Below are 26,340 nucleotides of genomic sequence, written 5' to 3' on the forward strand. Positions count from 1 at the left end.
CTGAAATCCGACAGCCGGACACCCGACAACGACGTCTGACCGACCAAGGCTTCCCCGGCGTCGCCGGGTGCCGCTGCGGACCCCACTTGCCGCTCTCAGCCCAGAGCGGCACGATTTGTCCGGTGCGCTGCGCGTGCCGCGCACCGCACCGGACGCCCCACCTGCCGGTTGCCGTGAAGCCCACGGCAACCGATATTGCGGTCGGCGTTAAGCCGCCTTCGCTTCCTTGCCCGGCGCTTGAGCCACTTCGAAGTTCGCCATGATTTCCAGTGCACGCACCATCGCGGAGTGATCCCATGCCTTGCCGCCGTTTGCAGCGCAGACGCTGAACAGTTGCTGCGCGCTCGCCGTATGCGGCAGCGCGATGCCGAGCTTGCGTGCGCCGTCGAGTGCGAGGTTCAGGTCCTTCTGGTGCAGTTCGATACGGAAGCCTGGGTCGAAAGTGCGCTTGGTCATGCGCTCGCCGTGCACTTCGAGGATCCGCGAGGATGCGAAGCCGCCCATCAATGCCTTGCGCACGCGCTCCGGATCGGCGCCCGAGCGCGCGGCGAACAGCAGCGCTTCAGCCACCGCTTCGATGTTCAGCGCGACGATGATCTGATTCGCGACCTTGCAGGTCTGACCCGCGCCGTTCTCGCCGATCAGCGAGATGTTTTTACCCATCAGTTCGAACAGCGGCTTGGCGAGTGCGAAAGCCTTTTCCGGACCGCCGACCATGATCGTCAGCGAGGCTTCGCGCGCGCCGACTTCGCCGCCCGAAACCGGTGCGTCGAGGTAGTCGGCGCCCAGCGCGTTGATCTTCTTCGCGAAGGCTTGCGTGTCGAGCGGGGAGATCGAGCTCATGTCAATCACCAGCTTGCCTTGCGTGAGACCCTTGGCGACGCCGTCGTCGGCGAACAGCACGTTGGCGACATCAGGGGTGTCCGGCACCATGATGATCACGATGTCAGCCGCTTGAGCAACAGCCGTCGAATCCGCGACTACCGTAGTCGTCTTGCTCAGATCTTCCGGGACGGGATACGCGCCATTCACGAACAGCGAGTGACCGCCCTTGATGAGGTTGCGCGCCATGTGCGCGCCCATGATGCCGAGGCCGATAAAACCAATCTTTGCCATTTGTTTATGTCTCCAGTGGGTTGGGGGCGAGAGTCTGTGTCGGGACGAGGGCGTTGTTGATGCCGCTCAGGCGGCTACGTGCGCCGCGCCGCGTGCCTGGCCGGCCACGCGCTGTATCCAGTCCAGACCTTCGGTGGTCGTCGTGCGCGGCTTGTATTCGCAGCCGATGTAGCCGTTGTAGCCGAGCGAGTCGAGCAGGTCGAACAGGAACGGGTAGTTGATTTCGCCCGTGCCCGGTTCGTTGCGGCCCGGGTTATCGGCCAACTGGATGTGCGCGATCGAAGTCAGGTTCTTCTTGATGGTGGCGGCGAGCTCGCCTTCCATCCGTTGCATGTGATAGATGTCGTACTGCAGGAACAGGTTGTCCGAGCCGACGGCGCGGATCACATCCAGCCCCTCGGACGAACGGTTCAGCGCAAAGCCTGGGATGTCGTACGAATTGCACGGCTCGACCAGCAGCTTGATGCCTTCTTTCTTCAGCGCGGCGGCAGCGAAGCGCAGGTTGTCGACGATCGTCGCATGGGCGCGGCCGGGATCGACGCCCGGGCCGGGAATGCCGACGAGACAGTTCAGTTGCGGCACTTTTAGGGCCTTCGCGTATTCGATCGCGCGGCCGACGCCTTCCTGGAACTCGCCAACGCGATCCGGCAGGCAGGCGATGCCGCGTTCACCCGCTTCCCAGTTGCCGGCGGGCAGGTTGTGCAGGACGAGCTTCAGACGGTTCTGCTGCAGACGCTCGGCCAGTTCGGCGATCTGGTACGGGTACGGGAACAGGAATTCGACGGCGTGAAAGCCCGCGTCCGCTGCGGCCACGAAGCGGTCGAGGAACGGGACTTCGTTGAACAGCATGGTGAGATTGGCTGCAAATTTCGGCATGGTGCTGGGGTCTCGTTGGTCGGTCAATGGAACAACTTCGATCCGCGCGGCGCAGCGTGTGGATGTGGAACACGCTGAACCGCGCGACGGATCAGATCAAACTAAGCATGCAAACTAGGCAGGCTCAGTCGAGCATGCTGATGGCGCTCGGCGCATCTTCGCGCTTGGCCGCCAGTTCTTCGAACTCGTTGATGGCGTCGATTTCGGTGCCCATCGAGATGTTGGTCACACGCTCGAGGATCACTTCGACGATCACCGGCACGTTGAACTCGGAGAGCATCGACTGCGCCTTTTGCAGCGCCGGCTTCAACTCTTCCGGCTTGAACACGCGAATCGCCTTGCAACCGAGACCTTCGGCCACTGCCACGTGATCCACGCCATAACCGTTCACTTCCGGCGCGTTGATGTTGTCGAACGCGAGCTGCACGCAGAAGTCCATGTCGAATGCACGCTGTGCCTGGCGGATCAATCCGAGGTACGAGTTGTTCACGACCACGTGCACGTAGGGCAGCTTGAATTGCGCGCCGACTGCGAGTTCTTCGATCATGAACTGGAAGTCGTAGTCGCCAGACAAAGCGACGATCGGACGTTGCGGGTCCGCGACACGTACGCCGAGTGCTGCCGGGATCGTCCAGCCGAGCGGGCCGGCCTGGCCGCAGTTGATCCAGTTACGTGCCTTGTAGACGTGCAGGAACTGCGCGCCGGCGATCTGCGACAAGCCAATCGTGCTCACGTAGCACGTATCGCGGCCGAACACCTGGTTCATCTCTTCGTAGACGCGTTGCGGCTTGATCGGCACATTGTCGAAGTGCGTCTTGCGTTGCAGCGTGCGCTTGCGTTGCTGGCAATCTGCGACCCATGCGCTGCGGTCTTTCAGCTTGCCGGCAGCCTTCCATTCTTTCGCCACTTCGACGAACAGTTCGAGTGCGGCCTTCGCGTCCGACACGATGCCGAGGTCCGGGCCGAACACACGGCCGATCTGCGTCGGCTCGATGTCCACATGCACGAACTTACGGCCCTTGGTGTAAACCTCGACGCTGCCCGTATGACGGTTGGCCCAGCGATTGCCGATGCCGAGCACGAAGTCGGAGGCGAGCATCGTCGCGTTGCCGTAGCGGTGCGACGTCTGCAGGCCGACCATGCCGGCCATCAGCGGATGATCGTCAGGGATGGCGCCCCACGACATCAGCGTGGGAATCACAGGCACGCCGACCGTTTCAGCGAATTCGACCAGCAGGTCTTCCGCGGCTGCGTTGAGCACGCCGCCACCGGAGACGATCAGCGGCTTGTCCGAATCGTTGAGCAGCGTGAGGGCGGCTTCGATCTGCTTGCGGCTTGCCTTCGGCTTGTAGACCGGCAGCGGTTCATAGGTGTCGATATCGAATTCGATCTCGGCGAGCTGCACGTCGATCGGCAAATCGACCAGCACCGGACCCGGGCGGCCCGAGCGCATCAGATGGAAGGCCTGCTGGAACACCCGCGGCACCAGCGCCGGTTCGCGCACGGTGACGGCCCACTTGGTGACGGGCTTGGCGATCGATTCGATATCGACGGCCTGGAAGTCTTCCTTGTACAGACGCGCGCGTGGCGCTTGACCCGTGATAGCCAGAATAGGAATCGAGTCAGCCTGAGCGGAGTACAAACCGGTGATCATGTCGGTACCGGCGGGGCCCGACGTGCCGATACACACGCCGATGTTGCCCGGCTGGGCCCGCGTATAGCCTTCGGCCATATGCGATGCACCTTCGACGTGACGCGCCAGCACATGGCTGATGTTGCCGGCCTTGCGCATGGCCGAGTAGAACGGGTTGATGGCGGCGCCCGGTACACCGAAAGCGGTGTCGATGCCTTCTTTTTCGAGCACCAGCACGGCTGCGTCGACGGCTCTCATCTTGGCCATGAATGTCTCCTGAATGTCTGTGAATGCGGATCGAAGGGGTTGAGAGCCACTTTAGGCCTGACCCAAAGGTTTGATAAGATCAGTCCGGGTCGCTTATTTCGAAACAAAAAGTATGGAATGACGGCGGGCGCAAGGCGGTTGCAACCCGCTTGCATGGGATGGGAGTAAGCGCTAAAGCGCTAACTCCGGTCGACAGGAGACGACAATGGACCGCTTCAAACAGATCGAAACCTTCGTGCGCGTGGCCGACGCTGGCAGCCTGGCCGCTGCGGCGCTGGAGGAGGGCGTATCGCCGGTGATCCTTGGGCGGCGTATCGATGCGCTGGAAAAGCGCCTCGGCGTGAAGCTGATGTACCGCTCGACGCGGCGCCTCGTAGTAAGCGAAGAGGGCGCCGCGTTTCTGGAGCGCTGCCGCGGGCTGCTGTCGGAATGGGATCAGGCCGAAAACGAACTCGCGGCGGGCCGCCGGGCGGTGAGCGGGCATCTGATCGTGTCGGCGCCGGCCGCGTTCGGCCGCAAACATGTCGCGCCGCTCGCGCCGCCATTTCTCGCCGACAAGCCCGAATTGCAGCTTTCGTTCAATCTGACCGACCGGGTGGTGGACCTCGTGCGCGAAGGCTATGACCTGTCGATTCGCATCGGCGGCGCGGTCGATCCGAATTTCGTCGCAGTGAAGCTGGCCTCGAACCGGCGTGTGGTGTGCGGCACCCCGGAGTATTTCCGCACACACGGCAGGCCGAAAACGCTCGAAGACCTGCCGCAGCACAACTGCCTCGCCTTCAACCTGCAAGGGGGCCAGAACCGCGGCTGGTATTTCCGGCGCAACGGCAAACTGGCGACGGTGCGGGTCGGTGGCACGCTCGACTGCAACGACGGGGAATTGCTGCACCGCTGGGCGTCTGAAGGACTCGGCCTCGGCTGGCGCTCGACCTGGGAAATCCATCAGCAACTCGCACGCGGCGAGCTGGAAACGGTGCTCGACGAATTCGCGCTGCCGGATTACGACATCCTCGCGGTCTACCCGCAGCAGCGTTATGTGCCGGCGAAGGTGCGCTATTTCATCGATTATCTGAAAGAGGTCTACGCGAGCGAGGACTACTGGAACCGCGCCACGTATTAGCACGTCGATGGGCTTGCGGGGTGCGCTCCGGGCGTGATCTACGGTGCGATCAGGCATGTCCGGAGTGGCGCCGGGACAGCGTGCCCGAGACTTTATTTCAGTGCCGGATGGTGTGCGCAGCGGTTTTTGGCCCTAAACCCTTGAAAACACACCCGAATCGGGCGGCGAATTAACGGGATATGTTGCAACCCGGCCCCATTCGGGCTACAATCTTCGGCTTCTCACTTGCCACACCGGTCCGACGCCCGGGTGGCTTTAATCCACAAGGAGTGAATATGCGTCATTACGAAATCGTCTTTATCGTGCATCCCGATCAGAGCGAGCAGGTGCCCGCCATGATCGAGCGTTACAAGACTACGATCACGTCGCACGGTGGCCAGATCCACCGTATCGAAGACTGGGGCCGTCGCCAACTGGCCTACATGATCGAGAAACTCGCGAAGGCTCACTACGTCTGCATGAACATCGAATGCGACCAAGCCACGCTCGACGAGCTGGAACACGCATTCAAGTTCAATGACGCCGTTCTGCGTCACCTGATCGTCAAGATGAAGAAGGCCGAAACCGGCCCGTCGCCGATGATGAAGGAAGTGCAGCGCGAAGAAGCCAAGAAGGCAGCTGCTACGCAGCCGTCCGAAGCGCAGGCTTAAGACACACTATTTAAGCTACCAGGCCAAAGCGTCGCTCTCGTGAATCGGCTGCAACTCACAGCCAGCGTCGTTGAACGCGAACCGGTGCGGTATACCCCCGCCGGCGTTCCGATCGCAAGCTGCACGTTGCAACACCGCACTGAAGTCGTCGAAGCCGGCATTGCCCGGCAAGTTGAATTGACGATGCCCGCGGTGGCGGCCGGCGAGGCGAGCGGCAAGCTGGAAAGCTGTGTAATGGGCGTCGAAACGCTCTTCACCGGCTTCCTGGCGAAGAAAAGCCGCAACGCAAGAACCCTGGTATTTCACATCACAGCATTGCAGGACATTGGAAAGGACTGAACATGCCCCGCCCGACTGGTAAGAAATTCGACAAGCGTCGTCAGCAACAAAATCCGCTCTTCAAGCGCAAGAAGTTCTGCCGTTTCACGGCAGCTGGTGTCGACCAGATCGACTACAAAGACATCGAAACGCTGAAGGACTTCATCGGCGAGAACGGCAAGATCACGCCGGCGCGTCTCACGGGTACGAAGTCGCACTATCAACGCCAGCTGGACACGGCAATCAAGCGCGCGCGTTTCCTCGCGCTCGTGCCGTACACCGACCAGCACAAGGCCTAACCCGACGACGCGACAAGGAGCATCAGAATGCAAGTTATTCTTCTGGAAAAAGTCGTCAACCTGGGCAACCTGGGCGACATCGTCAAGGTGAAGGATGGTTACGCACGTAACTTCCTGATCCCGAACAAGCACGCACGCCGCGCAACGAAGGACGCAATCGCTGAATTCGAAGTTCGCCGTGCAGAACTGGAAAAGGTTGCCGCTGAAAAGCTGGCAGCTGCTCAAGCTCAAGGCGAAAAGCTGGCAGGCTCGACGGTTCAGATCGGCCAGAAGGCTGGCGTCGACGGCCGTCTGTTCGGCTCGGTGACGAACGCTGACATCGCTGACGCACTGGTCAAGCAAGGCTTCGCAGTGGAAAAGGCGCAAGTGCGCCTGCCGGAAGGCCCGCTGAAGATGGTCGGCGACCATCCGGTGCAAATCTCGCTGCACACCGACGTTCTCGTCGATGTGACGGTGTCGGTGCTGGGCGAACACGTCTAAGCACCCAGGCAGTATTTGCCAGGTAGTTTGACTGGCGAAGGGCAGGGGCCGGGTGACCGGCCCCTGCCTTTTTTGTTGCCCGATTTTTTGTTTTCCGGCCCCGTGGCTCGGGCAGCAAAATCGCGAGTTTAGATTTCCCTCGGCGCTCATTTACCCCGATAATTCCATCCCATGAACGCACCGTCCAAAGATCCCCAACTCGAGTCGCTGAAAGTCCCGCCGCATTCGATCGAGGCCGAGCAATCGGTGCTGGGCGGCCTGCTGCTCGACAACGCCGCATGGGACCGCATTGCCGACTTCCTGTCGCAGAGCGACTTCTACCGGTATGACCACCGCATCATCTTCGAACACATCGGCAAGCTGATCGCGGCGACGCGCCCGGCCGACGTGATCACGGTCTATGAGGCGCTTGGTACCTCGGGCAAGGCGGAGGAGGTTGGCGGTCTCGCGTACCTGAATGCGCTGGCGCAGAACACGCCGAGCGCGGCCAATATCCGCCGTTACGCGGAAATCGTGCGTGATCGCGCCGTGTTGCGGCGTCTGGTGTCGGTTGCGGACGAAATCTCCGCGGATGCATTCAATCCGCAGGGCAAGGAAGTCCGCCAGTTGCTGGACGAGGCCGAATCGAAGGTGTTCTCGATCGCCGAAGACGGCGCACGCGGCACGCAGGGCTTTCTGGAAATTGGGCCACTGCTGACCCAGGTGGTCGAGCGGATCGACACGCTATATCACACCGCCAATCCGAGCGACGTGACCGGCACGCCGACGGGCTTCGTCGACCTCGACCGGATGACCTCCGGCATGCACGGTGGCGAACTCATCATCGTGGCGGGCCGGCCGTCGATGGGCAAGACGGCGTTCTCGATGAATATCGGCGAGTACGTGGCCGTTGAATACGGTTTGCCGGTCGCAGTGTTCTCCATGGAAATGCCGGGCACCCAGCTGACGATGCGTATGCTCGGCTCGGTGGGCCGGCTCGACCAGCACCGCATGCGGACGGGCCGCCTGACCGACGAGGATTGGCCGAAGCTGACCCACGCCGTGCAGAAGATGAGCGAAGCGCAAATCTTCATCGACGAAACCGGCGGTCTGAACCCGATGGAACTGCGTTCGCGGGCGCGCCGGCTGTCGCGCCAGTGCGGCAAGCTGGGCTTGATCATCATCGACTACCTGCAGCTGATGAGTGGTTCGTCTTCGGGCGAAAACCGCGCAACCGAAATCTCGGAAATCTCGCGCTCGCTCAAGAGTCTGGCCAAAGAACTCGACGTTCCGGTCATCGCGTTATCGCAGTTGAATCGGGGTCTTGAACAACGTCCGAACAAGCGTCCGATCATGTCGGACTTGCGCGAATCGGGCGCTATCGAGCAGGATGCCGACGTGATCCTGTTCATCTACCGCGACGAGGTCTACAACCCCGACAGCCCGGACAAGGGCACTGCGGAAATCATCATCGGTAAACAGCGTAACGGCCCGATCGGTCCTGTTCGCCTCACATTCCACGGTCAATACACGAAGTTTGATAATTTTGCGGGCGCGCAGAATTTCTACGGCGAGTAAAGAGATTAGTGAAAGCGCTGTTGCAACGGCGCTTTCAAAAGTGCGACCGAACCCCGGTAACGGTACAATATTGCGGTTTTATGTCAGCCATGACGTGACCAAAATTCCGGGATCCCAATGTTCGGTCGATTCATGCCCACCGAGGGCAAGTTCTTTGAAATTTTTAACGAGCACGCAAAGTGCATTGTCTCGGCGAGCCACGAACTCGAGCTGCTGATCGACAATCTGCAGGACGCCGAGATCCATAAGCAAAACGTGCAGAAGGCCGAGAAGGCTGCAGACAAGCTCACGCACGAAACCATCGATCTGCTGCACAAGACGTTCATCACGCCGCTCGACCGCGACGAAATCCACAAGCTGATCACCACGATGGACGACATCCTCGACCTGATGGAGGACGTTGCCACCGCGATTTCCCTGTACGACGTGCAGGCCGTGACCTCCGAGGCGAGCCAGTTGGCGCACATCTGCACAGCGACCGCCGAGCGCGTGCAGTTTGCGGTCAGCCTGCTGTCGGATATGAAGCAGGCGAGCCAGATCCTGAAGGCGTGCGAGGAAATCGACCGTCTGGAATCCGAAGCCGACCGCGTGCTGCGCGCGGGCATATCGAAGCTCTTTCGCGAGGAAGACAACGTCAAGACGCTGATCAAGCTGAAGGCGGTCTACGAACTGCTCGAAACGATCACCGACAAATGTGAGGACGTGGCGAACATTCTCGAAGGCATCGTGCTGGAAAACGCCTAATGCAATCGATACAACTTGCCATCTGGGCCGTCGCCCTCCTGGTCGCCGTGTCGCTGGTGTTCGACTTCATGAATGGTTTTCACGACGCGGCGAATTCGATTGCCACCGTCGTGTCCACCGGCGTCCTCAAGCCGCAACAGGCGGTCGCCTTCGCGGCGGCGTTCAACGTCATTGCCTATTTCATCTTCCACCTAAAGGTCGCGCAGACGGTCGGCAAGGGCACGATCGACCCGGCCATCGTCGATCACTATGTGATCTTCGGCGCGCTGGTTGGCGCGATCGGCTGGAACATCGTCACGTGGCACTACGGCATTCCGTCCAGTTCGTCGCATGCGCTGATTGGCGGGCTGGTGGGTGCGGCGCTCGCCAAATCGGGCTGGCACTCGCTGAACTTCGACGGTCTGATGAAGACGGTCGCGTTCATCTTTATCTCGCCGCTGCTCGGCTTCGTGCTGGGCTCGTTCTTCATGCTGGCGGTCTCGTGGATCTACTTCCGCACGCCACCCAGCAAGGTCGACCGGCGCTTCCGGCGCCTGCAGCTGATCTCCGCCGGCTTGTATAGCCTCGGGCACGGCGGCAATGACGCGCAGAAGACCATCGGCATCATCTGGATGCTGCTGATCGCGACGGGCTACGCGTCGTCGCTTGCCGATGCGCCGCCGCTCTGGGTGATCGGCGGCTGCTATCTGTCCATGGGTCTGGGCACGCTGTTCGGCGGCTGGCGCATCGTCCGCACGATGGGGCAGAAGATCACCAAGCTCAAGCCGGTGGGCGGCTTTTGCGCGGAGTCGGGCGGGGCGATCACGCTCTTTATTGCCTCCTTCCTCGGCATTCCGGTCTCCACCACGCATACGATTACCGGCGCCATTGTCGGCGTAGGCGCTACGCAGAAGTTGAGCGCCGTGCGCTGGGGTGTGGCCGGCAATATCGTCTGGGCGTGGATTCTGACGATTCCCGCCTCAGCGGTGCTGGCCGCAGCGGGCTGGTGGCTCGGTCACCGCTTCCTGTAGCGCCCAGCTGTCCTTGCCATGCCGGCGCGCCGCGTTCAGATGAGCGGCGCGCTGCCACCGTCCATCGGGACGATCGCGCCCGTCACATAGCTCGCGCGCCGGCTCGCCAGAAACAGCGCGACGTCGGCAATTTCCTCCGGTTTGGCGAAGCGCCCGAGCGGCACTTTGGCCTGACCGCGCGCCAGCGCCTCCTTGGTGTCTATCCCTTGCTGGCCGGCTTCCAGTTTCAACGCTTCCTCGACGCGCTCCGTCAGGGTGGCCCCCGGATTGATCGCATTGATGCGGATGCCGTAGCGCGCGTAGTAATGCGCGAGCCCGACGGTCGCCAGCATCAGCGCGGCATTGGCGGCGCCGCCGGCGATATGGATGTCGCTCGCCACCTTGCCGCCCATGCCGATGATGTTGACGATCGTGCCCGGCTCGGCGGCTTCACCTGATTTCGCCCGTTCTGCCATGCGGCGCAGCACTTCCTGCTGCGGGTAAATGTACGGGAAGTACTTCGCCTCCATGGTAGCCCTGAAGGCGGCGGCATCGAGCGTCTCCGGGTCGTAGCGGCGGGCGGCGCCCGCGCTGTTGATCAGCACGTCAATCGGGCCGACCGCTGTGGTGACTTCTTCGACGATATCGGCCGCGCCATGCGGCTCGTGCAGGTCGGCACGCGTCAGGTGCACGTGCAAGCCTTCGCTCGCCAGTTGTTCGCGGGCGCGGGCGAGATTCGCCGGATCGCGCGAGACGATCGCCACCTTCGCGCCTTCGGCCGCGAACGCGCGTGCGCAGGCAAGGCCGATCCCTTTGCTGCCGCCTGTGACCAGCACTACTTTGTCTTTCAGTCCAAGATCCATGGTGAGTACCTGCCGTCGAAGGAATATCGGGGACGATAGCAGATAGCATAGTCGCGCGTGGTCACGGGCGCATTCAATGGCGGGACTTGGGTGAGTGCGAGGCAAGGGCGGGGCGAGGGCGGCCCGCGCCCGTCGATCAGAAGTTGCCGTTCGCGAAGTGCGCGATCGGGTCGTCGCTGGACTGCGTGGGGGCGGGGATGGCGCGCGAATGGGTCGACGCGCGCATGATCTGCACCCCGCCGCTCGAGCCGGCCTGCTGTTCCTGGTGAACCGCGACGGAGGCGGGTGGAGGTGGTTCGAAGGCGTCGGCGGCGGCGTCGATCGGGTCCGACGCGTGGGCGACGCTCACTGGCACAGCGGACCGCACAGGCGCTTCGGCGGTAGTGGAGGTGTTAGAGGTGGCCGAGGTCGCGGCCATGGCGCCTGCGTCGGCTTGAGTCCGCTCAGCGGAAACGGTCGCCGGCGTGACGGCGCCTGCTTCACGCGCCTGCATCTGTGCAGCGCTCATCGCTGGTGGCGGCGGCTCAAAGGCATCCGCGGATGCGGCAGCAGGCTGAGGCGAGGATTGGACGGCGGTCGTCGTCAGCGGCGCACGCATCGTGGCTGCGACGCGCTGCGATTGTTGCGACGGCGCAATTGCAGGCTCAGCCGCTGCATAGGACGGCTGCGACCCGGCTGCCGGTTGAGTTGGGGTCACCGCAGCGCCCGCATAAGACGTCTGCGGCTCCGCCGGAACCGGAGTCACCCTCTCTGGCGGCGGGTTCGATGCCTGATAAGTCGGCGTCTCGAACGGCGTCGGCGCGTGAGTGGGTGCAGCCACCCGGCGAATGCCGTCGAAGCGCTTGGCCCAATACGGATTGGTCAGGTAATCGATGCGAACCGTGCCGCCCGTCGAAGGCGCATTGACGAAGCGCAGCTTGCCCACATAAATGCCGACGTGGGAATGGGGCCGTCCTGTCGTGTTGAAGAAGATCAGGTCGCCGGCGGCGACTTCATCCGGTTCGATCGACGCGCCGCTGCCGCTCATATCGGCGGTCGTACGCGGCAGATTCACCGAGGCCGAGCGCGCGACGACATAGCGAACCAGGCCGCTACAATCGAAGCCGCTATCGGGCGTATTACCGCCCCAACGGTATGGGATGCCTACAAGACTCATCGCCTGGATGGAGATTTCCTCGCGTCCAATGCTGTGATCGACGAAGTTCGGGAAGCCGGGCGGGGTAGTGCGCCAGGCGCCGTTGGACGCTGACGAAGAGCCGCTCGAGTTGCGCGAAACCCGCTGCGGCGCGCTGGAGCAGGCGGCGAGCAGCAGAAGGATCAGCAGCGAAAACCCAAGTCGGCGCATGAAGACAAGGCGAGCGTAAACACTCGCTTAAAGCGGGCGATGTCGGGATGGTAGCCCGTCCACCATGGCGTGAGCAAGCAAAGTTGATAAATTACTTGAAGTTTACGCGCTAAGTGTTGCTTTGCCGGCCTTACCCGCTATCGAAGCCAGGTCCTCCCCATCCCGGCAGGCCCTTGTATAGGCGAAAAAAAGCCACGCCCGGTGTGACCCGGGCGTGGCTTTCGAACAACTCAAGCAACAAAGGTAAGGCGACTCAGCCTACAGAATATCGGACGCGTAATCCGCGAGGCGCGAGCGCTCACCGCGCGCCAGCGTCACGTGCCCGCTGTGCGCCCAGCCCTTGAAGCGATCTACCACGTAGGTGAGGCCTGAACTACCTTCCGTCAGATACGGCGTATCGATCTGCGCGATGTTGCCGAGACAGATGATCTTCGTCCCCGGACCCGCGCGCGTGACCAGCGTCTTCATCTGCTTCGGCGTCAGGTTCTGCGCCTCGTCGATGATCAGATACTTGTCGACGAAAGTGCGACCGCGCATGAAGTTCATGCTCTTGATCTTCAGGCGCGAACGGATCAGTTCCTGGGTTGCAGCACGGCCCCATTCGCCGGCTGCGTCGTCGGTCTTCTGCAGCACTTCGAGGTTGTCGTCGAATGCACCCATCCATGGCTGCATCTTTTCCTCTTCCGTACCCGGCAGGAAGCCGATGTCCTCGCCGACCGGTACCGTCGCCCGCGTCACGATGATCTCGTTGTAACGCTTGTCGTCGAGTACTTGCGCGAGACCCGCCGCCAGTGCGACGAGCGTCTTGCCGGTACCGGCCTGACCCAGCAGCGTGACGAAATCGATCTCCGGATTCATCAGCAGGTTCAGCGCAAAATTCTGCTCGCGATTGCGCGCCGTGATGCCCCACACGTTGTTCTTGTGGTGGCCGTAGTCGCGCAAGGTCTGCAGAAGCGCAGTCTTGCCATTCAGTTCACGCACTAGCGCGTGAAATGCCGGTTCGCCGTTCTGCGGTTCCAGATAAACGAACTCGTTGACCAGCATCGAGGCGCACAGCGGTCCGGTCACACGGTAATACGTGGTGCCCGTCTTGGTGTCCTGCCAGCTCTCCATGCCCTTGGCGTGCTTGGTCCAGAAGTCCTGCGGCAGCGCGCGGATACCGGAATAGAGCAGATCCTTGTCTTCGAGAACCTGGTCGTTGAAGTAGTCTTCAGCGGGCAGACCCAGCGCGTGCGCCTTGATCCGCATGTTGATGTCTTTCGACACCAGCACGACCTGGCGGTCCATGCGGTCGCGTTGCAGCGCGCGCACGACGCCGAGAATCTGGTTGTCCGCCTTGCCTTGCGGCAGGCCTTCAACCGGTTCGATATCAGTCAGCTTGGTCTGGAAATACAGGCGTCCGGCGGCCTCGCGGCTGCCTAGGCGTGACAGCGAAATGCCGTCCGACATATTGCCGCCGTTGGCCACGAGTGCGTCCAGCGTGCGGCTGACCTGGCGCGCGTTACGCGCGACTTCCGACATGCCTTTCTTGTGGTTGTCGAGTTCTTCCAACGTCATCATCGGCAGATAGACGTCGTGTTCCTCGAAACGGAACAGGCAGGTCGGATCGTGCATCAGCACGTTCGTGTCCAGCACGAACAGCTTGCGGGTTTCGATCTGCTCGGCCGCACTGCCGCGCTTTTTGGCGCTGCCGCGAGTGGTCGTCGCGGGGGCGGCCGTGGTGCTGGTGGCGGGCTGCTTGCCGGCGCGTGCGACGACCGGTTCGGCCGTTGCCGGCTGGGCGGGTTCGGCATGAGCCGATTCCTGACGGACGGCAGGTGTCGGCACCGGTTGCAGCAACGCGGCGGTTTGTTTGCTTTTCCGGCTACGTGCAGGAGCAGCCTGCTCGACGGTGTCGCCGGAAGAAGAGGCTGGGACCGGCCGCAAGGTGGTGGCTGCGTTGGCAGCGCGCGCCATGGGCGTGGCAACGCTGGCGGGGCCGAAATCGGCGGACTCTGCTTGCTCCCCTTCGCTCGCCTGTTTTTTTGCAGACCGGGCCGGCGTGGCCTTGGCCTTGTATTCGTCAGGCGGTAGGAGATTGCCGAGCTTGCTGGGTGCGGTAGGCAAAGGCATGGTTTCCCTCGAAAAAATCGGGTCACATATCGTGCGCCGCCTGTCGCATTCTGCCGGTGTGCCGTATGGCACACGCAGTTTGCGCCCGGAGGCGCGCTTTCGGTCTAGAAATGCCGGTTCGCCTGGTTTTCGATCGGCTCCTTGACGAGAGCGCGTGGCCGAACAAATGAACGGCTTCGCGCAATTAAAAAAGCCGCCGCCCCGATAAACGGGGCAAGCGGCTCGACTTCGGTCATCGCGTTGCGCCTCTCTGCCTCAACCACTGAGGCATGATGTGCGGCGCAGCCGCGGAAAGAATGGGGTGGACAGGCACTCATTGCAGCCCAATATAACGCGCCTCACAGCGCTTGTACAGCCTCCAGAATTTCATCGACATGACCTGGTACTTTCACGCCACGCCACTCGTGGCGCAGGACGCCCTCGCTGTCGATGACAAACGTGGAGCGTTCGATTCCCCGTACTTCTTTGCCATACATTTTCTTCATTTTGATGACGTTGAAGAGCGCGCAGAGCTTTTCTTCCGGATCGGAGATCAGCGGGAAGGGGAGTTCGAGCTTGGCCTTGAAGTTCTCATGCGAGCGCAGGCTGTCGCGCGACACGCCGAGGATCTCGGCGCCGGCTTTCTTGAACTTCGGATACAGGTCGCGGAACTGCAGACCTTCGGTCGTGCAGCCCGGCGTGTTGTCCTTTGGATAGAAATACAGCACCACCTTCTTGCCCCGAAGACTGGACAGCGTGATGTCGCCACCGGTTGCGGGGGCGGTAAAGTCGGGGACGGGTTGGTCGACTGCGATGGGCACGGGGTTCTCCGGTTGTTATGGTCAGGCGTCAGGCTGATCTACCGCGACCGGCTCACGATGGCTGCACGATCAATTCGCCGGAACGGCCTGATATCTCACCCCAGGTGACAGGGTACGATGGCAGCGTGCTGCGGTCCAGCGTGGCGTGATAGTCGCCCATCGTCGCAAACGTGTGGCCTTGAGCCCGCCAGCCTTCCAGCAGTTGCTCGAAGATGGGGGCGAGCTTTTGCCCTTCGAGTTCGGCGTGCAGCGTGAACACCTGATCGTGCGGATTGTTCTCGGTGCGCTTCAACATCCACGAGGCGACGTTGTCCAGTTCGACGCCATCGACGCCGAGCACTTCATCGAGCGTGGGCAGTGTGGTCGGCATCTGCACATGCGAGAGCGTCTTGCCATCCACCACTGGGAAATACGGCGAATGGCCGCGCCCGTCGGACGCATACCGCATGCCCCAGGCGTCGATCTGCTCGAACGCATGGCCGTTCATCTGCCAGCCGGCTGCGCCGTGTGTGACGGGCGGCGTGCCGAAGATGTCGACGAAACGGTCGTGACTCTTCTGCATCTGCGCGACGGTCCAGTCGCGCGCCCGCGTGCGCACGTTGTCCTGCCAATAAACGTGGTCCCACGTATGGATGCCGCATTCGAAACCGGCTTCGTGGATCGCACGCATGTCCGACGACGCCCGCGCGCCGATATCCGGTCCGGGCAGCAGCACGCCGTACATCAGTTGCTTGATGCCGTAGTGCTCGACCACCGAGGTACGCGACACCTTCTGCAGAAAGCCCGGCCGCAACACGCGGCGCATCGCCCAACCTGTATGGTCGGGCCCGAGGCTAAAGAGGAAGGTGGCGCGCGCCTTGAAACGGTCGAAGATGCGGGCGAGATTCGGCACGCCTTCGCGAGTGCCGCGCAGCGTGTCGACGTCGATCTTCAGAACGATACGAGGCAAGGCGAGCGCCCTTATTGCTGTTCGACGAGGGCGCGCGCTTCGGCGACGTGTCCGCGGTACGCTTCGAAAATCTTGCGCAGCGCTTCGTCGAAGGTCGACTTCGGCGCCCAGTTGAGTTCCTGCATCGTGTTGTCGATCTTCGGCACGCGGTTCTGCACGTCCTGATAGCCCGCGCCGTAGTACGCGCCCGACGACGTTTCGACCAGTTGCACCTGCTTGGCGGTTTCCGCGTATTCCGGGAATTCCGCGGCCAGTGCCAGCATCTTGTGTGCGAGCTCACGCACCGAGAAGTTGTTGGTCGGGTTGCCGATGTTATAGATCTTGCCCGTCGCCACACCGTCCTTGTTCTCGATGATCTTCATCAGCGCGCCAATGCCGTCATCGATGTCCGTGAAGGCACGTTTTTGCGCGCCGCCGTCGACGAGGCTGATGTTCTCGCCGCGTACGATATGGCCGAGGAACTGCGTGACCACGCGCGAGCTGCCTTCCTTCGGCGTGTAGATCGAGTCGAGGCCCGGGCCGATCCAGTTGAATGGACGGAACAGCGTGAAGTTCAGGCCTTCCATGCCGTAACCCCAGATCACACGGTCCATCAACTGCTTCGAGCACGCGTAGATCCAGCGCGGCTTGTTGATCGGGCCATACGACAGTTGCGACTCTTCCGGGTCGAACTGCTCGTCCGTGCACATGCCGTAGACCTCGGAGGTGGACGGGAACACGAGGTGCTTGCCGTACTTCACAGCCGAACGCACGATGGGCAGGTTCGCCTCGAAGTCCAGTTCGAATACGCGCAGCGGCTGCTTGACGTAAGTAGCCGGCGTGGCGATCGCGACGAGCGGCAGGATCACGTCGCACTTCTTCACGTGATACTCGACCCACTCCTTGTTGATCGTGATGTCGCCTTCGAAGAAATGCATCCGTTCGTGATTGACGAGGTCGCCGAGGCGTTCGGTCTGCATGTCCATCCCGAATACTTCCCAATCGGTCGTTTCGAGAATGCGTTTGGACAGGTGATGGCCGATGAAGCCGTTGACACCCAGAATCAGGACTTTTTTCATGAATGACGGGAAGATTGAATGAGCTGGGTGAATTCGGCTGGGGAGACGACGGACTCTTGGCCCTCGTGCTGGCGCCGCAATTCGTGGATGGCGATGGCCCGGCCATCGCCGCACACCGCAAAAACGGCATTATCGCTTACGTGGAGGCCCGGGGGCAAATCCGAGCGGAGCGCGCCAGGGCGGGCGAGGCGCGCCTGCGCAACGATAAAGCGCAGGCCGTCGATCTCAGTGAACGCGCCGGGATAGGGCGGTGCCACCGCCCGAATCAGGTTGTACACGTCCTGCGCCGGCTGGCTCCAGTCGATCCGGCCGTCTTCCGGCTTGCGTCCGCCGAAGTAGCTGCCGTGCGCCAGATCGTTCGGCAGATGCGGCGCCTCACCGGCGAGCAACGCCGGCAGCACGCGCCAGAGAGTCTGCTCGGCGGCCACCGTGACCTTGTCGAACACCTGCGCGGCGGTGTCGTCCGGCAGGATAGGCACCGGCGTCTGGGCGATGATCGCGCCTGCATCGGGCTTGGCGGCCATTTCGTGCAGGGTCGCGCCGGTTTCGGTTTCGCCCTTCAACACCGCCCAGTTGGTCGGCACGCGGCCGCGGTACTTCGGCAGGAGCGAGCCGTGCATGTTGTAGGCGCCGCGCGCGGCGAGCGCGACCAGGTCGACCGGCAACATGTGACGGTAATAGAACGAGAAGATGAAATCCGGGCGCGCGGCGCTGACCGCGGCGCGCAGCTCGGCGCTCTTCGGGTCGGCCGGCGTTACGGTGGGAATGCCGTAGCTCGCGGCGACGGAGGCCACGCTGCCGAACCAGATGTTCTCGCTCGGGTTGTCCTCATGGGTGACGACCAGCGCCACTTCCACGCCGCGCGCGAGCAGCACCTGCAGGCAGCGCACGCCGACGTTGTGATACGCGAATACGACCGCGCGTGGCTTCATGGGTTGGGTCCCTGATCGATGAGCGGCGCGGGCTGGACCGCCTGCACCACGGCCTGGCGTGGCGCCTCGGCGACGGTGGTGCCGTCGCGCTGTTCGAGAATCGTCTGCACCAGATAACGCGGGCGCGCACGCACCTGCTGGTAGATCCGGCCAATGTATTCGCCCAGCAAACCGAGCGCGAAGATGATTACGCCGAGCAGGAAGAACGTGATGGCGAACAGCGTGAACACACCTTGCACTTCCGCGCCGATGATGAAGCGCCGAATCAGCAGCAGCACGAACAGGGCGGCGGAGCCGAGCGACAGGATCACGCCGATAAACGACAGCCACTGCAGCGGCACGACCGAGAAGCCGGTCACGAGGTCGAAGTTCAGGCGAATCAGCGAGTACAGCGAATACTTCGATTCGCCGGCAAAGCGTTCTTCGTGCGCGACTTCGATTTCAACCGGGTTCTGCGCGAACGTGTAGGCCAGCGCCGGAATGAAGGTGTTGATTTCGCCGCAGCGGTTGATCGTGTCGATGATGTGGCGGCTGTACGCGCGCAGCATGCAGCCCTGGTCGGTCATCTTGATGCGCGTGATGCGCTCGCGCAGACGGTTCATCGCGCGCGAGGCCTTGCGGCGCCACAGGCTGTCCTGACGCTGCAGGCGGATCGTGCCCACATAGTCGTAGCCTTCGCGCATCTTCTCGACCAGCTTGCCGATTTCTTCCGGCGGGTTCTGCAGGTCGGCGTCGAGCGTGATGACGATATCGCCACGCGACTGCTCGAAGCCGGCGAGGATCGCCATATGCTGACCGTAGTTGCCGTTGAGCAGGATCACGCGCGACGTGTCCGGGCGCTTTCGGAACTGCTCGGCCAGCAACGCGGGGGACTTGTCGCGGCTGCCGTCGTTGATGAAGATCACTTCGTAGGCGGTGCCGAGCGCATCGAGCGCCGGATACAGGCGCGCGAACAGCGCGGCCAGTCCAGCCTCCTCGTTGTACACCGGGATGATGACCGAAACTTCCGGCGTATCAGACATCGGGTAGCGATGTTCCGTTTGACTCATTTCCGCTTATTTTCCGTATTGTTCGCAAATTTCATTGACCGCCCGGCACACGCGCGCCACGTCGCCTTCGTTCATCAGCGTGAAGAGCGGCAGCGTGACCGTGGTGGCGCCGAAACGCTCCGCATGCGGGAACATGCCTTCCTTGAAGCCGCGCGCACGGTACAGCGTGAACAGGTGGATCGCCGGGTAATGCACGCCCGAGCCGATGCCGCGCTCCTTCAACTCGCCCATGAAACCGGCGCGGTCGATGGACAGTTTTTCCAGCGGCAGCGTGATCTGGAACATGTGCCAGTTGCTGTTTTCAAAGTCAGCAACCGGCAGACCCATACCCAGCTTGACTGCGGCACCGCCCTCGAAGCCCGCAAAGTAGGCCCGCACGAGCTTCTTGCGCTGGGCGAGGAATCGTTCCAGATGCGGCAACTGGCCGAGGCCGACGCGCGCAGCCACGTCCGTGAGATTGTATTTGCCGCCGAGCACATCGCAGTCCATGCCGTCGAAGCCCGTGCGGGTAATGCCCTGCAACCGGTATTTCTGGGCGAGGATGGCTTCTTCCTCGTTGTTCAGCACCAAGGCGCCGCCTTCGATCGAAGTCAGGTTCTTGTTGGCGTGGAAGCTGAACGAGACGATGTCGCCGAGCTTGCCGATGCGCTCGCCTTTCCAGGTGGAGCCGAACGCCTGCGCGGCGTCCTCGATCACGCGCAGCTTGTAGGCGCGGGCGATTTCGTAGAGCCGGTCCATGTCGACCGGCAGGCCCGACAGATAAACCGGGATGATCGCCTTGGTGCGCGGCGTGATGGCTTTCTCGAGCAGATCCAGATCGATGTTGCGGGTCTTCGGATCGATGTCGGCGAACACCGGCGTTGCGCCCGTTTCGTAGATCACATTGCTGGTGGAGACCCATGAGGCGGGCGTGGTGATGACTTCGTCGCCTTCGCCGACTCCGGCGATGCGCAGGCCGATTTCCAGTGTGGCCGTGCCGGAGTTGAAGGTGCGCACAGGACGGCCGCCGCAGAACTCCGACAGCGCGGCTTCGAACGCCTGGTTCTGCGGGCCGGTCGTGATCCAGCCGGAGCGCAGCACCTCGGCCACGCCCTGGATGGTCTCTTCATCGATTTCCGGACGGACAAACGGCAAAAACGGGACTGATGACTGGCTCATGAATGCTTCGCTCGAAAGAAATAGGGGCGGCAACCAACAAGGACGGCGATCTGCAAGGATACTGCGGCAATCCGGGGCGCGGCGAGCGAGTATACGGCGTCTCTCGCGGGGTGCTTACCACCCCTTACCAGCCAGTCCTTCCCGGTTTGTCGTGCCGCTACTCAAGGTGAACAAACTGCTTCCGGCAGCGGCCGGCGCGAGCCGGCTCAAACCCGTTTAAACGCGCGCGGCGTCTAGCTGCGCGCCAGTATGACGACGCCAAGCAGGATGATGCCGATCCCGACCAGCTTCTGGACCGACAGCACCTCGCCGAACAGATACCACGCCGCGAAAGCGTTGACGACGTAGCCGAGCGACAGCATCGGATAGGCGATCGACACATCCACCCGCGACAGCCCGATCACCCACACCGCGACGCTGATCACATAGCAACCCAGGCCGCCGATGATCGGCAATTGCGTCGCCAGCTTGAAGCCGATGGGCAGGATGTTCGCACGGCTGAATTCGAAGTGTCCAACGGCATTCGTGCCGGCCTTCAGCAGGAGCTGCGCGCAGGCGTTCAGCGTCACGCCGGCGAGGATACAGAAGAGCGAAATCGGGTTCATCAAGAGCTCAGGTCCTATATGGGGTCATTGCTGCGGTTTTTCTACGGCGGGCTGGGCCGCGGCGGACGCGTCAGCGCCGGCTGCGACGGGCTTCTCTACGATCACGCGCCGCGAGTCGCGGGCGACGATCTGCATCGGCACATGCTGAGCCAGCAGCGCGTCGTAGCGAGCGGGTGGGAGCAGGGCGAGGGCGTAGCGGTCCGCATCCCAGCGCTTCTCCCACTCGTCCACTGTCGGCACCCATTTCTGCGGTTCGACGGAGACGCCGAACGCCAATTCATCCGGATGTTCGACCATGATCATGGTGTGATCGACATAGAACGGCAACGTGTGGTCGAGCACGCCGACCGAGTAGAACGGCGTGTCGGGCGGCAGTTTGGCGATGGCGGCCTTGATGGCGGGCGCGAGCGGCGCGCCGGAGCTCAGGCGGCCGAAGACATCGTGCCCGGTGCCGGCGATGGTGCCGAGCAGCAGCCAGGCCGCGCCGAACATGGCGGTAGCGCCGACAATGCCGGTGCGGCTGTGGCGGTTCAGCCACATCGCTGCAAGCGTCAACGCAAAGGCGACGCCAAGGGCGGCCAGCACCCAGACGCGATAGGCGACATACAACTCGGTGGGATTGCGGTCGTCGCCGAAGCGGCTCATGAACAACGCGCCGATCGCCGCCACCACCAGAAATACGGCGTACCCGGCCAGATGGCGGCGCAGCATGGCCGGCGTCACGAGCGGCAGGTACAGGCCGATCAGCAGCGCCAGCGCCGGGGCGATGGGCAGCGTGTACGACAGGAGTTTCGAATGCGACGCGCTGAAAAACAGGAAGATAAACACTGTCCACACCAGCATCATCGTGACCGGCGAGAAGCCGTTCGGCTGGCGCGGCAGGCGCAGCGCATGGCGGATGCTCTGCACGCTCACCGACAGCCACGGCAGGAAGCCCACCAGAATTACCGGCACGAAGTAGTAGAACGCACCAGGACGGTTCTGCTCGGGCGTCAGATAGCGCTTGAATTGCTGGACGATGAAGAAGAAGTTCAGGAATTCCGGATTGCGCTCTTGAACCAGGACGAACCACGGCGTGACGATCGCGAAGAACAGGATCACGCCTCCGATCAGGTGCAGGCGCTTCCAGACGGCCCAGTCGCGGGCGATCAGCGTGTACAGCACCAGCACCGCGCCCGGCAGGATCACACCGATCAGGCCTTTCGACAGCACCGCGAGCGCCATCGACGCCCAGCATAGCCACATCCACAGCCGCACCTGACCGGTCGGCAGGTTGGGGCGCTGCGCCAGCAGCAGTGCGCACAGGGTCAGTTCCATCCAGAACGACAGGCCCATGTCCAGCGTATTGAAGTGGCCCATCAGGTTCCAGTACGGCGAGGTCGCCAGCACGATTGCCGCGAACACGCCGGTGGCGGCGTTGAAGACGCGCGCGCCGGTGAAGCCGATCAGCAGGACGCCCGCGAAGCCGGTCAGGGCCGTGTACAGCCGGGCCTGCCATTCGCCGATGCCGAACCACGCGAAAGTCAGCGCGTTCGCCCAGGTTTGCAGCGGCGGCTTCTCGAAATACTTGTAGCCGTTGTAGCGCGGCGTGATCCAGTCGCCGGTCAGGAACATCTCACGCGCCATTTCGGCGTAGCGGCCTTCGTCGCTCGGCAGCAGGTGGCGCCAGCCAAGCGGCACGAACCAGACGACGGCGAGGACAAGCACCAGGAGCAGGATGGTGCTGCGGTTGAGCGGTAGCCGGGAAGGCATATCGTTCATGGATTGTTAGCCTGTTTTTTTGCGACGCCGCACAGGCGGCGTTTCGGTGTTGTTAGGAGCGGAGGGCCGCTTGCGGACGGCGAGTCGCGCGCGGCGAGGGATGCGCAAGGCCGGCCGCCGGCTGCCGACGCGCAGTTTACGATATCGGCACGACGCGGCAGCGGGCGCGCAGCGCCTATTACCCTTCGATCAGCAAGGCGGCCGCAACCTTGCGACCCTCGGCCATCAGAATGTTGTAGGTGCGGCAGGCGGCCTTGAAGTCCATGGTCTCGACGCCGATCCGATGAGCTGCGAGCGCCGCGGTGAGCCGCGGATGCGGGAAACGCAACCGTTCGCCACTGCCGAAAATGACCACTTCGGGCGCCGGTTCGACCAGCATGGCGAAATGCTCCGGGGTCAGCGCTTCGAAAGAAGCCACTGGCCAGGGGATGACAGGCGCTTCCGGCATCACGAGGATGCTGCCCACATGGCGCTGGAGATTGATTTCGACATAGCCGGCGCCGTAGCCGGTCACGGTGTTGAGGGCGCCGCTCGAATCTTGGTGTAATTTCAAATTCGTTTTCCGAAGTCGTTCTTGCCGGACGATCCGGCAGAAAGGCGTCGCGCAATGGCTACGAAGGGGCCGAAAGGGCTTCCGCATGCGCTTGGTGCATTGCGGAAGTCGGCCAAAATCCGCTAAATTATAACTTTTTAGCCGCCCGGCGGCGCTCCTTGCTTTGCGTGCCGCCATAAGCCGCACCCGAAGCCGACGCCGGACACTGGTCGGTACGCCGGATCCGGCAAGGCCAAACACCTTATCAGCGCTCTCTTAAGATTTCCTGAGGGTTCCTTGAACGGTCCCCTGAAGTACCCCGAGCACCCCGGCGCAACCCGCCGTCAGCGCGAATCAGACCAGCCCGCGGGAGTGCGCCTCGAAGTGACCACTTCGGGCCACTCCGCGCCCAGATGCTCCTTGGCCCGTTGTGTTGCGGGCCGGCCCATTATTTACCCAGGATGAAGTGCCCGCCGTGAAACCGATTCTCAAATCCAACAAGCTGTTAAATGTCTGCTACGACATCCGCGGGCCCGTCCTCGAACATGCGAAACGGCTCGAAGAAGAGGGCCACCGCATCATCAAGCTGAACATCGGCAACCTCGCGCCGTTCGGCTTCGACGCCCCCGACGAGATCATCCAGGACATGATCCTGAATCTGCCGGGTTCGTCAGGCTATTCCGACTCGAAAGGTGTGTTCGCCGCACGCAAGGCGATCATGCATTACACCCAGCAAAAGGGCGTGCACGGCGTCGAGCTGGACGATATCTACATCGGCAACGGCGCGTCGGAACTGATTGTGATGGCGATGCAGGGCCTGCTCAACGACGGCGACGAGGTGCTGCTGCCGGCGCCGGACTATCCGCTGTGGACGGCGGGCGTGAGCCTGTCGGGCGGTACGCCCATACACTACATCTGCGACGAATCGAACGGCTGGATGCCCGATCTGGACGATATTCGCGCCAAGATCACGCCGAACACCCGGGCCCTCGTCGTCATCAACCCGAACAACCCGACCGGCGCGCTGTACTCGGACGAACTGCTGCTCGGCCTGATCGAGATTGCGCGCCAGCACGGCCTCGTGATCTTCGCGGACGAGGTCTACGACAAGATTATCTACGACGGCAAGCAGCATACGTCGATGGCGGCGCTCTCCGAGGACGTGCTGACGGTGACCTTCAACAGTTTGTCGAAGAGCTACCGTTCGTGCGGCTACCGCGCCGGCTGGATGTTCATCTCGGGTCTGACCGGCGACAACCGGCGCCGCGCGAAAGACTATTTCGAGGGGCTCGGCATTCTCGCCTCGATGCGCCTGTGCCCGAACGTGCCCGGCCAGTACGCGATCCAGACCGCGCTCGGCGGCTACCAGAGCATCAACGACCTGATCATGCCGAGCGGTCGCCTGTACAAACAGCGCGAACTCGCGTATGACATGCTGACGGCGATTCCCGGCGTGACCTGCGTGAAGCCGGAAGCGGCGCTGTACATGTTCCCGCGCCTCGATCCGAAAATGTACCCGATCGAAGACGACCAGCAATTCATCCTGGAACTGCTGCTGGCCGAGCGGGTGCTGCTGGTGCAGGGCAGCGGCTTTAACTGGAAGTCGCCGGACCACTTCCGGGTCGTGTTCCTGCCGAATGTCGATGACCTGGCGGATTCGATCAACCGGATCGCCCGCTTCCTCGACGGCTATCGAAAACGTCATTCGGTCTGACGCGGCGGCCACACAGCCTGCGCGCAACAGACCTCGACACCCGTTTCCCTTAATCCTTACTCGAAAACACACGCTGCATGGAACCGATCAAAGTTGGACTGCTGGGCTTCGGCACGGTGGGCAGCGGCACCTTCACGGTACTGCGCCGCAATCAGGAAGAAATCAAACGGCGCGCCGGGCGCGGCATTGAGATTGCGCGCATTGCCGTGCGCAATCCGGCCAAGGCCACGGCGGCGCTCGGCAACGCAGCCGGCACGGTGGAGGTCACCGATAGCTTCGACGCCGTGGTGAACGATCCGTCCATCGACATCGTCGCGGAAATGATCGGCGGTACGGGCATTGCGCGCGAGCTGGTGTTGCGCGCTATCGCCAACCGCAAGCATGTCGTGACGGCCAACAAGGCGTTGCTCGCGGTGCACGGCACCGAGATCTTCGAAGCGGCGCGCGCCAACGGCGTGATGGTGGCGTTCGAGGCGGCGGTGGCGGGCGGCATCCCGATCATCAAGGCGTTGCGCGAAGGCCTGACGGCGAACCGGATCCAGTACATCGCCGGCATCATCAACGGCACGACGAACTACATTCTGTCGGAGATGCGTGACTGCGGTCTCGACTTCGCGACCGCGCTGAAGGCCGCCCAGGAACTGGGCTATGCCGAGGCCGACCCGACTTTCGACATCGAAGGGGTGGACGCCGCGCACAAGGCGACCATCATGAGCGCCATCGCGTTCGGCGTGCCGGTGCAGTTCGACAAGGCGTACGTCGAAGGCATCAGCAAGCTGGCGGCGATCGATATCAAATATGCCGAAGAACTCGGCTACCGGATCAAGCTTCTGGGCATTGCGCGCCGTACCGACAAGGGCATCGAACTGCGCGTGCATCCGACGCTGATTCCGGAGAAGCGCCTGCTGGCGAACGTCGAAGGCGCGATGAACGCGGTGGTGGTGCATGGCGATGCGGTCGGCACCACCCTGTACTACGGCAAGGGCGCCGGTGCGGAGCCAACGGCATCGGCCGTGGTGGCGGATCTGGTCGACGTGACCCGTCTGCACACTGCCGATCCGGAACATCGCGTGCCGCATCTGGCGTTCCAGCCGGACAGCCTGTCGAACACGCCGATCCTGCCGATCGAGGAAGTGACGAGCGGCTACTACCTGCGCCTGCGCGTGGCGGACGTGACCGGCGTGCTCGCCGATATCACCCGCATCCTCGCGGACACCGGCATTTCGATTGATGCGTTGCTGCAGAAGGAATCGGAGCAGGTCGACGCCAACGGCAAGGGCGAAACCGACATCATCCTGATCACCCACGAAACGGTCGAGAAGCACGTCAATGCCGCGATCAAGAACATCGAGGCACTGAAGACCGTGGTGTCGCAGGTGACCAAGCTGCGCATGGAAGCGCTGAACTAGGCCA

Annotated in this window: 26 protein-coding genes; 10 read left to right on the forward strand and 16 right to left on the reverse strand. The window is 62.5% G+C overall.

Translation table 11 applies throughout. From position 1 onward, the window contains the following. Positions 1–207 precede the first annotated feature (207 nt). The 3 genes from P3T40_RS31545 to gcl all read right to left on the reverse strand — a co-directional run bounded on the left by P3T40_RS31545 (position 208) and on the right by gcl (position 3,892). Complete coding sequence (locus P3T40_RS31545) at positions 208–1,116, reverse strand: 2-hydroxy-3-oxopropionate reductase (protein ID WP_429271639.1); 909 nt, start codon at positions 1,114–1,116, stop codon at positions 208–210. Positions 1,117–1,182: 66 nt separating this feature from the next. After that, the gene (gene hyi, locus P3T40_RS31550; RefSeq protein ID WP_429271640.1) at positions 1,183–1,992 is read right to left on the reverse strand and encodes a hydroxypyruvate isomerase; all 810 of its coding nucleotides are present in this window, start codon (positions 1,990–1,992) and stop codon (positions 1,183–1,185) included. Positions 1,993–2,116: 124 nt separating this feature from the next. Next, positions 2,117–3,892: a glyoxylate carboligase gene (gene gcl, locus P3T40_RS31555; protein WP_429271641.1), complete on the reverse strand. Its 1,776-nt coding sequence runs from the start codon at positions 3,890–3,892 to the stop codon at positions 2,117–2,119. Positions 3,893–4,097: 205 nt separating this feature from the next. Here gcl and P3T40_RS31560 point away from each other — a divergent pair, with 205 nt between their 5' ends. The 8 genes from P3T40_RS31560 (at position 4,098) to P3T40_RS31595 (ending at position 10,070) form a co-directional block, all read left to right on the forward strand. Then, a complete protein-coding gene (locus P3T40_RS31560; RefSeq protein WP_429271642.1) occupies positions 4,098–5,012 on the forward strand; it encodes a LysR substrate-binding domain-containing protein in 915 nt (304 codons plus the stop codon). A 275-nt stretch (positions 5,013–5,287) separates the two neighbouring features. Then, on the forward strand, positions 5,288–5,662 hold the full coding sequence (rpsF, locus tag P3T40_RS31565; protein ID WP_429271643.1) for a 30S ribosomal protein S6: 375 nt from the start codon (positions 5,288–5,290) through the stop codon (positions 5,660–5,662). 39 nt (positions 5,663–5,701) lie between these two features. Beyond that, complete coding sequence (priB, locus tag P3T40_RS31570) at positions 5,702–6,001, forward strand: primosomal replication protein N (RefSeq protein ID WP_429271644.1); 300 nt, start codon at positions 5,702–5,704, stop codon at positions 5,999–6,001. A gap of 2 nt (positions 6,002–6,003) precedes the next feature. Further along, complete coding sequence (gene rpsR, locus P3T40_RS31575; RefSeq protein ID WP_074264854.1) at positions 6,004–6,279, forward strand: 30S ribosomal protein S18; 276 nt, start codon at positions 6,004–6,006, stop codon at positions 6,277–6,279. A 27-nt stretch (positions 6,280–6,306) separates the two neighbouring features. Next, positions 6,307–6,759, forward strand: a complete 453-nt coding sequence (gene rplI, locus P3T40_RS31580) for a 50S ribosomal protein L9 (RefSeq protein ID WP_429271645.1) — start codon at positions 6,307–6,309, stop codon at positions 6,757–6,759. A gap of 171 nt (positions 6,760–6,930) precedes the next feature. Continuing rightward, positions 6,931–8,316 carry a replicative DNA helicase gene (locus tag P3T40_RS31585; RefSeq protein WP_117333773.1) on the forward strand — a complete coding sequence of 462 codons (1,386 nt, stop codon included), beginning with the start codon at positions 6,931–6,933 and terminating at the stop codon, positions 8,314–8,316. 117 nt (positions 8,317–8,433) lie between these two features. Continuing rightward, positions 8,434–9,060, forward strand: a complete 627-nt coding sequence (locus P3T40_RS31590) for a DUF47 domain-containing protein (RefSeq protein ID WP_429271646.1) — start codon at positions 8,434–8,436, stop codon at positions 9,058–9,060. Continuing rightward, positions 9,060–10,070, forward strand: a complete 1,011-nt coding sequence (locus P3T40_RS31595) for an inorganic phosphate transporter (RefSeq protein WP_429271647.1) — start codon at positions 9,060–9,062, stop codon at positions 10,068–10,070. Before P3T40_RS31590 ends, P3T40_RS31595 begins: the two co-directional genes overlap by 1 nt. 35 nt (positions 10,071–10,105) lie before the next feature. On the opposite strand, the gene P3T40_RS31600 is transcribed toward P3T40_RS31595, so the two are convergent. The 13 genes from P3T40_RS31600 to P3T40_RS31660 all read right to left on the reverse strand — a co-directional run bounded on the left by P3T40_RS31600 (position 10,106) and on the right by P3T40_RS31660 (position 23,234). Continuing rightward, positions 10,106–10,912 carry an SDR family NAD(P)-dependent oxidoreductase gene (locus P3T40_RS31600; RefSeq protein WP_429271648.1) on the reverse strand — a complete coding sequence of 269 codons (807 nt, stop codon included), beginning with the start codon at positions 10,910–10,912 and terminating at the stop codon, positions 10,106–10,108. A 136-nt stretch (positions 10,913–11,048) separates the two neighbouring features. After that, a complete protein-coding gene (locus P3T40_RS31605) occupies positions 11,049–12,257 on the reverse strand; it encodes an NlpC/P60 family protein (protein WP_429271649.1) in 1,209 nt (402 codons plus the stop codon). 258 nt (positions 12,258–12,515) lie between these two features. Continuing rightward, entirely contained in the window at positions 12,516–14,369 is a 1,854-nt protein-coding gene (locus P3T40_RS31610) for a PhoH family protein (protein WP_429271650.1), read from the reverse strand. A gap of 104 nt (positions 14,370–14,473) precedes the next feature. After that, positions 14,474–14,605 (reverse strand): hypothetical protein, encoded by a 132-nt coding sequence (locus tag P3T40_RS31615; RefSeq protein WP_429271651.1) that lies wholly within the window; start codon positions 14,603–14,605, stop codon positions 14,474–14,476. A 102-nt stretch (positions 14,606–14,707) separates the two neighbouring features. Then, positions 14,708–15,169, reverse strand: a complete 462-nt coding sequence (locus P3T40_RS31620; protein WP_429271652.1) for a peroxiredoxin — start codon at positions 15,167–15,169, stop codon at positions 14,708–14,710. Between the two features lie 52 nt (positions 15,170–15,221). After that, positions 15,222–16,118: a polysaccharide deacetylase family protein gene (locus P3T40_RS31625; RefSeq protein WP_429271653.1), complete on the reverse strand. Its 897-nt coding sequence runs from the start codon at positions 16,116–16,118 to the stop codon at positions 15,222–15,224. 11 nt (positions 16,119–16,129) lie between these two features. After that, the gene (locus P3T40_RS31630; RefSeq protein WP_429271654.1) at positions 16,130–17,176 is read right to left on the reverse strand and encodes a bifunctional UDP-4-keto-pentose/UDP-xylose synthase; all 1,047 of its coding nucleotides are present in this window, start codon (positions 17,174–17,176) and stop codon (positions 16,130–16,132) included. Then, positions 17,173–18,108, reverse strand: a complete 936-nt coding sequence (locus tag P3T40_RS31635; protein ID WP_429271655.1) for a formyltransferase — start codon at positions 18,106–18,108, stop codon at positions 17,173–17,175. The genes P3T40_RS31630 and P3T40_RS31635 overlap by 4 nt, the downstream gene beginning before the upstream one ends. After that, on the reverse strand, positions 18,105–19,157 hold the full coding sequence (locus P3T40_RS31640; RefSeq protein WP_429271656.1) for a glycosyltransferase: 1,053 nt from the start codon (positions 19,155–19,157) through the stop codon (positions 18,105–18,107). Before P3T40_RS31640 ends, P3T40_RS31635 begins: the two co-directional genes overlap by 4 nt. A gap of 6 nt (positions 19,158–19,163) precedes the next feature. Continuing rightward, a complete protein-coding gene (locus P3T40_RS31645) occupies positions 19,164–20,315 on the reverse strand; it encodes a DegT/DnrJ/EryC1/StrS family aminotransferase (protein WP_429271657.1) in 1,152 nt (383 codons plus the stop codon). A gap of 233 nt (positions 20,316–20,548) precedes the next feature. After that, complete coding sequence (locus P3T40_RS31650) at positions 20,549–20,920, reverse strand: SMR family transporter (protein ID WP_429271658.1); 372 nt, start codon at positions 20,918–20,920, stop codon at positions 20,549–20,551. A gap of 24 nt (positions 20,921–20,944) precedes the next feature. Continuing rightward, positions 20,945–22,681 (reverse strand): glycosyltransferase family 39 protein, encoded by a 1,737-nt coding sequence (locus tag P3T40_RS31655; protein ID WP_429271659.1) that lies wholly within the window; start codon positions 22,679–22,681, stop codon positions 20,945–20,947. A 178-nt stretch (positions 22,682–22,859) separates the two neighbouring features. Beyond that, positions 22,860–23,234: an Mth938-like domain-containing protein gene (locus P3T40_RS31660; protein ID WP_429271660.1), complete on the reverse strand. Its 375-nt coding sequence runs from the start codon at positions 23,232–23,234 to the stop codon at positions 22,860–22,862. A gap of 445 nt (positions 23,235–23,679) precedes the next feature. Here P3T40_RS31660 and P3T40_RS31665 point away from each other — a divergent pair, with 445 nt between their 5' ends. Beyond that, positions 23,680–24,927 (forward strand): pyridoxal phosphate-dependent aminotransferase, encoded by a 1,248-nt coding sequence (locus P3T40_RS31665; protein ID WP_429271661.1) that lies wholly within the window; start codon positions 23,680–23,682, stop codon positions 24,925–24,927. 77 nt (positions 24,928–25,004) lie between these two features. Beyond that, the gene (locus P3T40_RS31670) at positions 25,005–26,336 is read left to right on the forward strand and encodes a homoserine dehydrogenase (RefSeq protein WP_429271662.1); all 1,332 of its coding nucleotides are present in this window, start codon (positions 25,005–25,007) and stop codon (positions 26,334–26,336) included. The last annotated feature ends 4 nt before the right edge of the window (positions 26,337–26,340 follow it).

This window comes from Paraburkholderia sp. EB58 (assembly GCF_050436665.1).
Lineage (GTDB): Bacteria > Pseudomonadota > Gammaproteobacteria > Burkholderiales > Burkholderiaceae > Paraburkholderia.

Coding starts and splice junctions, on each gene's coding strand:
- P3T40_RS31545 (WP_429271639.1), bottom strand. CDS start 1,116: ATGGCAAAGATTGGTTTTATCGGCCTCGGCATCATGGGCGCGCACATG.
- hyi (WP_429271640.1), bottom strand. CDS start 1,992: ATGCCGAAATTTGCAGCCAATCTCACCATGCTGTTCAACGAAGTCCCG.
- gcl (WP_429271641.1), bottom strand. CDS start 3,892: ATGGCCAAGATGAGAGCCGTCGACGCAGCCGTGCTGGTGCTCGAAAAA.
- P3T40_RS31560 (WP_429271642.1), top strand. CDS start 4,098: ATGGACCGCTTCAAACAGATCGAAACCTTCGTGCGCGTGGCCGACGCT.
- rpsF (WP_429271643.1), top strand. CDS start 5,288: ATGCGTCATTACGAAATCGTCTTTATCGTGCATCCCGATCAGAGCGAG.
- rpsR (WP_074264854.1), top strand. CDS start 6,004: ATGCCCCGCCCGACTGGTAAGAAATTCGACAAGCGTCGTCAGCAACAA.
- rplI (WP_429271645.1), top strand. CDS start 6,307: ATGCAAGTTATTCTTCTGGAAAAAGTCGTCAACCTGGGCAACCTGGGC.
- P3T40_RS31585 (WP_117333773.1), top strand. CDS start 6,931: ATGAACGCACCGTCCAAAGATCCCCAACTCGAGTCGCTGAAAGTCCCG.
- P3T40_RS31590 (WP_429271646.1), top strand. CDS start 8,434: ATGTTCGGTCGATTCATGCCCACCGAGGGCAAGTTCTTTGAAATTTTT.
- P3T40_RS31595 (WP_429271647.1), top strand. CDS start 9,060: ATGCAATCGATACAACTTGCCATCTGGGCCGTCGCCCTCCTGGTCGCC.
- P3T40_RS31600 (WP_429271648.1), bottom strand. CDS start 10,912: ATGGATCTTGGACTGAAAGACAAAGTAGTGCTGGTCACAGGCGGCAGC.
- P3T40_RS31605 (WP_429271649.1), bottom strand. CDS start 12,257: ATGCGCCGACTTGGGTTTTCGCTGCTGATCCTTCTGCTGCTCGCCGCC.
- P3T40_RS31610 (WP_429271650.1), bottom strand. CDS start 14,369: ATGCCTTTGCCTACCGCACCCAGCAAGCTCGGCAATCTCCTACCGCCT.
- P3T40_RS31615 (WP_429271651.1), bottom strand. CDS start 14,605: ATGACCGAAGTCGAGCCGCTTGCCCCGTTTATCGGGGCGGCGGCTTTT.
- P3T40_RS31630 (WP_429271654.1), bottom strand. CDS start 17,176: ATGAAAAAAGTCCTGATTCTGGGTGTCAACGGCTTCATCGGCCATCAC.
- P3T40_RS31635 (WP_429271655.1), bottom strand. CDS start 18,108: ATGAAGCCACGCGCGGTCGTATTCGCGTATCACAACGTCGGCGTGCGC.
- P3T40_RS31640 (WP_429271656.1), bottom strand. CDS start 19,157: ATGAGTCAAACGGAACATCGCTACCCGATGTCTGATACGCCGGAAGTT.
- P3T40_RS31645 (WP_429271657.1), bottom strand. CDS start 20,315: ATGAGCCAGTCATCAGTCCCGTTTTTGCCGTTTGTCCGTCCGGAAATC.
- P3T40_RS31650 (WP_429271658.1), bottom strand. CDS start 20,920: ATGAACCCGATTTCGCTCTTCTGTATCCTCGCCGGCGTGACGCTGAAC.
- P3T40_RS31655 (WP_429271659.1), bottom strand. CDS start 22,681: ATGAACGATATGCCTTCCCGGCTACCGCTCAACCGCAGCACCATCCTG.
- P3T40_RS31670 (WP_429271662.1), top strand. CDS start 25,005: ATGGAACCGATCAAAGTTGGACTGCTGGGCTTCGGCACGGTGGGCAGC.